This window comes from Cellulomonas sp. PS-H5 (genome assembly GCF_019265565.1).
Classification (GTDB): Bacteria; Actinomycetota; Actinomycetes; order Actinomycetales; family Cellulomonadaceae; genus Cellulomonas.
Window position 1 is genome coordinate 1 of the sequence record NZ_JAHVCI010000099.1, and the last position, 7,397, is coordinate 7,397.

The 7,397-nt window shown below is 70.2% G+C and carries 8 protein-coding genes; 4 read left to right on the forward strand and 4 right to left on the reverse strand.

All coding sequences use genetic code 11. The features are described 5' to 3' along the window. Window positions 1–51: 51 nt before the first annotated feature. The 3 genes from J5O08_RS19970 to J5O08_RS19980 are packed head-to-tail and all read right to left on the reverse strand — an operon-like array spanning window position 52 to window position 2,877. The gene (locus J5O08_RS19970; RefSeq protein WP_147794725.1) at window positions 52–870 is read right to left on the reverse strand and encodes an AAA family ATPase; all 819 of its coding nucleotides are present in this window, start codon (window positions 868–870) and stop codon (window positions 52–54) included. After that, window positions 867–2,270 (reverse strand): Mu transposase C-terminal domain-containing protein, encoded by a 1,404-nt coding sequence (locus J5O08_RS19975; protein ID WP_147794726.1) that lies wholly within the window; start codon window positions 2,268–2,270, stop codon window positions 867–869. Before J5O08_RS19975 ends, J5O08_RS19970 begins: the two co-directional genes overlap by 4 nt. A 7-nt stretch (window positions 2,271–2,277) precedes the next feature. Then, on the reverse strand, window positions 2,278–2,877 hold the full coding sequence (locus J5O08_RS19980; RefSeq protein WP_147794727.1) for a recombinase family protein: 600 nt from the start codon (window positions 2,875–2,877) through the stop codon (window positions 2,278–2,280). Between the two features lie 182 nt (window positions 2,878–3,059). Between J5O08_RS19980 and J5O08_RS19985 the strand changes: the two genes are divergently transcribed. After that, the gene (locus J5O08_RS19985) at window positions 3,060–3,419 is read left to right on the forward strand and encodes a helix-turn-helix transcriptional regulator (RefSeq protein WP_090034559.1); all 360 of its coding nucleotides are present in this window, start codon (window positions 3,060–3,062) and stop codon (window positions 3,417–3,419) included. Further along, entirely contained in the window at window positions 3,416–4,015 is a 600-nt protein-coding gene (locus tag J5O08_RS19990) for a cadmium resistance transporter (protein ID WP_013115601.1), read from the forward strand. The genes J5O08_RS19985 and J5O08_RS19990 overlap by 4 nt, the downstream gene beginning before the upstream one ends. A 312-nt stretch (window positions 4,016–4,327) precedes the next feature. Here the strand turns inward: J5O08_RS19990 and merA are convergent, their stop codons facing one another. Continuing rightward, complete coding sequence (gene merA / locus J5O08_RS19995; RefSeq protein WP_094180443.1) at window positions 4,328–5,707, reverse strand: mercury(II) reductase; 1,380 nt, start codon at window positions 5,705–5,707, stop codon at window positions 4,328–4,330. Window positions 5,708–5,762: 55 nt separating this feature from the next. Here merA and J5O08_RS20000 point away from each other — a divergent pair, with 55 nt between their 5' ends. Both J5O08_RS20000 and J5O08_RS20005 read left to right on the forward strand, forming a co-directional pair. Further along, a complete protein-coding gene (locus J5O08_RS20000) occupies window positions 5,763–6,161 on the forward strand; it encodes a heavy metal-responsive transcriptional regulator (RefSeq protein WP_166771975.1) in 399 nt (132 codons plus the stop codon). A gap of 495 nt (window positions 6,162–6,656) precedes the next feature. Beyond that, window positions 6,657–7,343 carry an ankyrin repeat domain-containing protein gene (locus J5O08_RS20005; protein ID WP_239192388.1) on the forward strand — a complete coding sequence of 229 codons (687 nt, stop codon included), beginning with the start codon at window positions 6,657–6,659 and terminating at the stop codon, window positions 7,341–7,343. Window positions 7,344–7,397: the final 54 nt, after the last annotated feature.

Below are 7,397 nucleotides of genomic sequence, written 5' to 3' on the forward strand. Positions count from 1 at the left end.
TGTGACTTTCTCCGGTGAGTGGCGGCGGTCTTCAGCCGCTCAGGGGCACGGTTAGTTGACTCCGATGACGAGGGTGCTGGCGGCGGCTTCGACGACGTCGTTGGTGATGGTCTGCAGCTCGTTGATCTTCAGGACGCGTTCGATCTGGGGGAAGAGTCGCTCCAGGAGGCGGAAGTTGCCGCGGGTGATGCGGCTGATCGCGGCGATGGTCTGGGCGTCGGTGAAGTCGTCGGGGTTGAGGGTCTTGCCCAGGGAGCGCCAGTGGCGTTGGAGGACGAAGAGCATCTCGTCGGTGCTCAGGGGCCGGTACTGGTGGGCGAAGCCGACGCGGCTGTAGAACTGGGGGTAGTGGCTGAACTGCTTCTCCAGCCCGGGCATGCCGATGAGGATCAGGGCGATCTGGTCGCGGTCGTAGCGGTCCCGTAGGAGCTCGAGCGCGGTGGGGCTCAGGCGTTCGGACTCGTCGACGATGACGAGCTGGACGTAGTTGGTGGTGCGCCGGGTGCCCCACCGGTCCAAGGGGATGCGGTCGGGGGCTTCGACGTGCTGCTGGATGCAGATGCTGGTGCGCGTGATGATCCGGTCCAGGTCCTCGCGCAGCAGCCGCGGGGTGGTCAGGACCCCGGGGGTGTACAGGGCGGTGCGGTTCTTGGCCAGCGCGGCGTAGATCTTGGCGTCGTCATCGCAGCGCGGGCCCCAGTCGGTGAGCAGCTCGTGGGCTTGGTCCCAGTGGGCGTAGCGGCGTGCGGAGACGGTCTTGCCGACCCCGGCCGGCCCGAAGCACAGCCCGATGGTGCGCCCGCGCCGGACGGAGTCGGCGAACTCGGTGAAGCGGCGGTGCTCCTTGGTGACGATGAAGCGTTCGCTCACCTGAGGTCCTCCTTGTAGACCTTGAGCCGCGCCACGGTCGGCACGCGCGGCGGCACGGGCCTGGCAGGGGCGTCGGGGGTGTGGGCGGCGACGACGGCGATCCGCTCGTTGATGCCTCGGCGCAGGGCGCGGCGACGGGCGTTGCGGGCGGCCTGGACGTCCTTGAGGCTGATCTGCTTGGCGTGGTGTTCCTGAGCGACGGCGGTGCACAGGAACTGGTCGTGGTCGAAGACGCGGATCTCGGTGATGTCTCTGGGGTCGTAGCGGATGACCACGGGGCGGCCGACGAAGCCGGCGAGGGTCGGTGAGACGTAGCGCATGCCTTGGAAGTGGATGCCGTCGCGGCGCACCGTCCTGGATCGGGCCACGGTCAGCAGCAGCCCGTCCAGCGCCTGGAGGCTGTCGGGAAGGCGTGGCAGCCAGCCGTCGGCGATCCACGCCGACCGCGGCGAGACGCCGAGCTCGCCGTGGGCGCGGTCGCTGTAGTCCAGGACGAACGCCCCGACGGCGGCGTCGAGGTCAGCCAAGGACAGGGCTGGCGCGGGCCAGCGCTCCGCGCCGCTGTGGAGGTGTCCGGGCAGGGTGGTGAGCAGCTCGGTGTTGACCGTGCCGAAGAAGCGCTCGACCTTGCCTCGCCCTTGGGGTCGCGCGACGGCGGAGTGGATCAGGCGGATGTGCAGGTCGACGGCGGTGCGGGCCAGGTGGTCGCTGGTGAAGTCCGACCCGTGGTCGACGTACAACAGGTCGGGGATGCCGCACATCGGCCACCGGGGGTCGGCCTTGGGCCAGATCGCCTGCCGTAGCGCCAGGGCGGTGTGCATCGTTGACGGCGCACCGAAGAAGACCGTGTAGCCGCAGATCGCGCGGGAGCAGTCGTCCATCACGACGGTCAGCCACGGCCGGGCCGGCTTGCCGTCCGTGCCGACGAGCACGATGTCCAGCAAGGTGTGGTCGGCCTGCCACATCGCGTTGGGGCGGTCGGCCGTCCGCCGCAACGCGAGCTCGTACTTGTCCCGGTAGGAGCCTGCTCCCTCGAGGGCGAGGGTGACCATGCCGGGGTCCAGGGCGGTGATGATCGACCGGACGACGCCGTAGGACGGGACCGGCCACGCGGTGCCGGCGCAGACCTTCACCACCGTCCGGTGGATCGCGGCGATCGGTGGGCGGGGCCGGGTCAGCCCGAGCCCTTCGATTAGCGCGATGAGGTCCGCCGGCAGGTGATGCCCGCCCGCGTCCGCCCGCGGCACTCGGCCCAGGGCCGACAGGCCGCCGGCGCGGTAGCGGGCATGCCAGCGTTCCAGCGTGCGCACTCCCAGGCCGTGGTGACGGGCCAGCGCGGCGAGCGGGACCTGGTCCTCGACATGCAGCCGCAGGATCCGCCACCGCCCGTCCGCGTCCACGGCCGGCCTACACGGCGCTCGTGGCTCGTCGTGACGGGGCCGCCGCGGCGGGCGCGCGGTTCAGGGCCCGGTAGATGGTGGTGCGGGAGACGCCGAGCACCTGCCCGATCTGGGCGACGGTCATGTCCTTCTGCTCATACATCCGTCGGGCCGCCCGGACCTGGTCCGCGGACAACGCCGACGGCCGCCCACCGCTGCGGCCCCGAGCACGAGCGGCCGCCAGGCCGGCGTTGGTGCGCTCTCGGATCAGGTCGCGCTCGAACTCGGCCAGTGCCGCGAAGACGTGAAACACCAACCGTCCGCCTGGGGAGGTGGTGTCGATGGTCTCCTGCAACGACCGGAACCCCACGCCGCGGTCGGCCAGGACCTGCAGCTGGTCGATCAGGTGGCGGATCGACCGGCCGAGCCGGTCCAGCCGCCACACCACCAGGGTGTCCCCCGGGCGCAGCTGGTCCAGCAGCTTGTCCAGCTCCGGCCGGTGCTGCAGCGACCCGGAGCCGGTGTCGACGAACACCCGGTAGCACCCGGCCTTGGTCAGCGCATCGACCTGCAGCGACGCGTCCTGATCGGTTGTCGACACGCGCGCGTACCCCAGGAGATGCCCCACGCGTCGACCGTAGCGAAACCCGTCCGACACGGGAAGTATCGCGCCGTAGTTTTCGGCACGCAGTTCCGCTACATCAGGCGCCTCGTCGACGACGCGCGCCGCCCGGCCCTCCGGCGCGTGTAGCGGAATCGTTCGTTTGCGGCACAGGCTGCCGGTTCAGTCAGTGCTGTATAGTTCAGCACATGCTGAGCATTGCTACTCGCCTGGACGTGATGAACCGGTTGGGCCGGGCAATGGCCGACCCAACACGGTCACGGCTCCTGATGGCGTTGTTGGAGCGGCCCGCCTATCCGGCAGAGCTGGCACGCGACCTCGGGCTGACGCGCTCGAACGTGTCGAACCATCTGGCTTGCCTGCGCGACTGCGGCATCGTGGTCGCCGAGCCCGAGGGCCGCCAGACACGTTACGAGATCGCCGACCCGCACCTGGCACGGGCGCTCAACGCACTGGTCGAGGTCACCCTCGCCGTGAATGAGAACGCTCCCTGCATCGATCCTGCCTGCCCTGTTCCCGGGTGCGCCAACGCGGAGCCTGACGCGTGATCGTTTCCTCGGTCCTGCAGGCGATCGGCCTGTTCGTTGCCACCAACATCGACGACATCATCGTGCTCTCGCTGTTCTTCGCCCGGGGCGCAGGGCAACGCGGGACGACGGCCCGGATCACCGCAGGCCAGTACCTCGGGTTCGCCGGCATCCTGGGCACCGCCGTGCTCGTGTCACTGGGCGCGGGAGCATTCCTTCCTGAAGAAGCCATCCCCTACTTCGGGCTCATCCCCCTGGCCCTAGGCCTGTGGGCCGCATGGCGGGCCTGGCGCGGGAGCGACGACGATGACGATGACGCCAAGGTTGAGGGCAAGAACGTCGGCGTCTTGACCGTCGCCGCGGTCACCTTCGCCAACGGAGGAGACAACATCGGCGTCTACGTCCCGGTCTTCCTCAACGTGGGACCTGTAGCCGTGGTCGCCTACTGTGTCGTCTTCCTCCTGCTCGTCGCGATCCTCGTCATGCTGGCCAAGTTCATCGCCACGCGCCGACCGATCGCCGAAGTCCTCGAACGCTGGGAACACGTGCTGTTCCCGATCGTTCTGATCGGCCTGGGCATCGTCATCCTCGTCAGCGGCGGAGCCTTCGGCCTCTGACGCCCTGCCCCGGCCCATGACGCATCTCGGTTGAGAGACTGCACGCACGGAGCGAAGAGCTCCGAGGAGAGGCATGGTGGATAGCCGCGCCGGCGTTGCCATCGCGTGGCCGCGCTGGCAGATCTCGCGGTAGACCCGCGATCACCCCCTGGTTGTCGGCGCCAGCTGACCCGACCGCCACAGAACACCGACAAGGCCCCGCCACCTGAACGCCAAGACCACACGGTCTCCGCACGAACTGCGGGCTCCCCGCCTGTTCCACTTCCAAGGAAGTGGGACACGGGCCGCGCGGAACCGGTCAGCCGCTGCCGTTCACGCGCAGCAGCTCGTTGGCATGTCGCTGCGGAAGAGGCCGGCGCAGATGCGCAACGCCTCGCTCATGGTCAGGTAGGGCGCCCAGGTGTCGGCGAGGTCGTCGACGGTGAGCCCGAACTTGATCGCGTAGGTCGCGGCGAGCATCACGTCGCCGGCGCCGTCGAGGGCGGCGTGGACCCCGAGGATCTTGCGGGTGTGGGCGTCGACGACGACCTTGAGCGTGCCGCGGGTGTCGCGGTTGGCGAGCGATCGGGGGATGTCCTGGGCATCCAAGACCCGGGAGTCGCACTCGTGCCCGGCGGCCAGTGCCTGCTGCTCGGTCAGGCCCGCGGAGGCGAGCTGGGGGGTCGTGAACGTCACCGACGGCAGGCCGCGGTAGTCGACGGTGGTGGGCCGGCCAAGGGCTCCGGCAGCTGCAGCGTGACCGGTCTGTGCAGCGACGTAGACGTACTGCGGGGCGCCGGAGACGTCACCGGCGGCGAAGATCCGCGGGTTGCTCGTGCGCTGGTGCGCATCCACCGTGATGAACCGTCGGTCGTCGGTGTGCACCCCGGCGTCGTCCAGCCCGAGGTCGTCGGTGTTCGCGTGCCTCCCGGTGGCCACCAGCAGACGCTGACCGGTCAGCTGCGCGCCGCGCTCGGTCCGGACCAGCACGGCGCCGTCGGCGGTGCGCTCGAGCGCCACCGCGCGTTCCTCCACGACGGTGATGCCGTCGTCGGCGAACACGGTCCGCAGCACGTCCGCGACCTCTGGCTCGGCGTGAGGCGCGAGCCGGCCGACGAGCGTGACCGCGACACCGAGCTGGGACCAGAGCTGGGCCTGCTCGAGCCCGACGTACCCACCGCCGAGCACCACCATCGAGGAGGGGATGTCCTGCAGCTCCATCGCGGTGGTGCTCGTCAGCGGGTCGATCGTGTCCATGCCTGGCAGGGCCGGGATGTGAGCGGCCGAGCCTGTCGCGACGATGTATGCCGCGCCGGCGACTCGCTCACCGTCGACCTCGAGCGTCTGCTCGTCGACGAATCGCGCGTGGCCGTACATGACCGGGAAGCCGTGCGCCTCGGCCACGTCGGTGTACTTCGCCTGACGGAGCCGGTCGATCAGCTCCTGCTTCTGCGCCATCAGAGCCGCCAGGTCGACGCCCCCCGCGCCGGTCGGGAGGCCGGGGAACGGGTTGACGAGCGCCCGGTGACGGCGCCCCGCGGCCGCGAGCAGGTTCTTGCTCGGGATGCACCCCACGTTCAAGCACGTTCCACCCAGCACCCCGTGCTCGACCAGCAAGACCGACTTCCCGCGCGACCGGGCCTCAATCCCCGCGGCCATCGCCGCCCCTCCGCTACCGATGACGACCAGGTCCCACGTCTCTTCCATGCCCATCGACGGACCGTAAACGTTCCACCGCACGGCAAGGTCAAGACGTAGCCTTGAGACCATGAGGATCGGGGAGCTGGCCGAGCAGGCGGGTATGACGACGAAGACCTTGAGGTTCTACGAGCAGGCGCAGGTGCTGCCGCAGCCGGCCCGGACCGCGTCGGGCTACCGCGACTACGACGAGACATCGCTCGCGCGGCTCCGCTTCGTCCGAGCCGCCCAGGGTGCCGGCTTGAGCCTCGCCGAGATCCGCACCATCATCACGGTCCGCGAAGACCAAGGGCCGCCCTGCGGACACGTCACCGCGCTGCTCGACCGACACGCCGCTGCCCTGGACGAGCGCATCGCAGAGCTCGAGGCGACGCGCGAGGAGGTCCGCCGGCTCCGGGACCGCGCAGCCACCCTGAACCCCGCGGCCTGCTCCGAGGACGGCGTCTGCCACGTCATCCCCACCCACTGACAGGCGGCCGCGGGCTTAGAGTCGGTGCTGGCGCGGAGGGCGCCACCGGGCCCGCGGACAGGACTGAGTCCACCTCCACAGCACCACGACGAACCACTCCCGTCGACGATCTCCTCTGCCTGGCAGCGCGGGCCGCCAGCTCCTAAGGAGACGTCATGCCCCTTCTGCCAGCGCGCGCCGACCTCGAGCAGCTCCGGCGCCAGGCCAAGGACCTTCTACGGACGGCCGAACGCGGTGACCCAGCTGCCGTCGCCCGGATCCGCTCCGTATCCGAGCAGCTCGCCCTGAGCTCAGCGCAACTCTCCGTGGCCCGCGAGTATCGGGTTCCCCCACTGGGCCAAGCTCAAGCTCGAGGTCCAGCGACGCGCCATCCTGGACAGCGGCGACGCCGCCCGGCTGGTCGACCTGCTCGCCGCGCACCCCGAGCTGGCCGTCCAGAGGATGTCCGGGTGGTGTGACCACCTGCACGGAGCCAGCCCCCTGGGCTACGTGGCGATGATGCGCTTCGACACCACGCGCGACACCTGGCGAGACGTCCCCGGCACCGCTGCTCTCGCCCGCGCGCTCCTCGACGCCGGCGCTCCGGTCGAAGGCGATCCCCTGGACGCCGAGACGCCCTTGATGACCGCCGCCAGCTACGGCGACGCGGAGGTCGCGCGGGTCCTCGTCGAGGCTGGAGCGGACCTGGACGCGACCGCGTCGCCCACCGCCGGTGGCGTCCCAGGAGGGACCGCCCTCCGACACGCTGTCGTCTTCGGCATGACCGACGTCGTGGACGTCCTACTCGCCGCCGGAGCGCAGGACCTGGTTCAGGCTGCGGCTGCTGGTGACGTCACCGGCGCCCTGAGCTCCGAGACCTGTGAAGAGGATCGCGTCGCGGCCCTGCGGACTGCCGCGGCACACGGCCGGCTGAACGTGATCGATCAGCTCATCGCAGCGTCCACGCCCGTAGATGGGGTCGACCGGGACGGATCCACCGCCCTGCACGAGGCCGCCTTCTCCGGCCGAGCCGACAGCGTTACCCGCCTGCTCCATCACGGCGCAGACCCCACGCGCCGCGACACGAGATTTGGCAGCACGCCCCTGGAGTGGTGCCAGCACCAGCGCGCCGAGATCGGGCCCGGGAAGGGACACGACGAGGTCGAGGATGTCCTGCGACCCATCACTCCCGGCGCCACCTGACTGTCCCGCCACGCTGCGGCGGCAGAACCCCGCCATTTAGCGCCGAAAGTCACA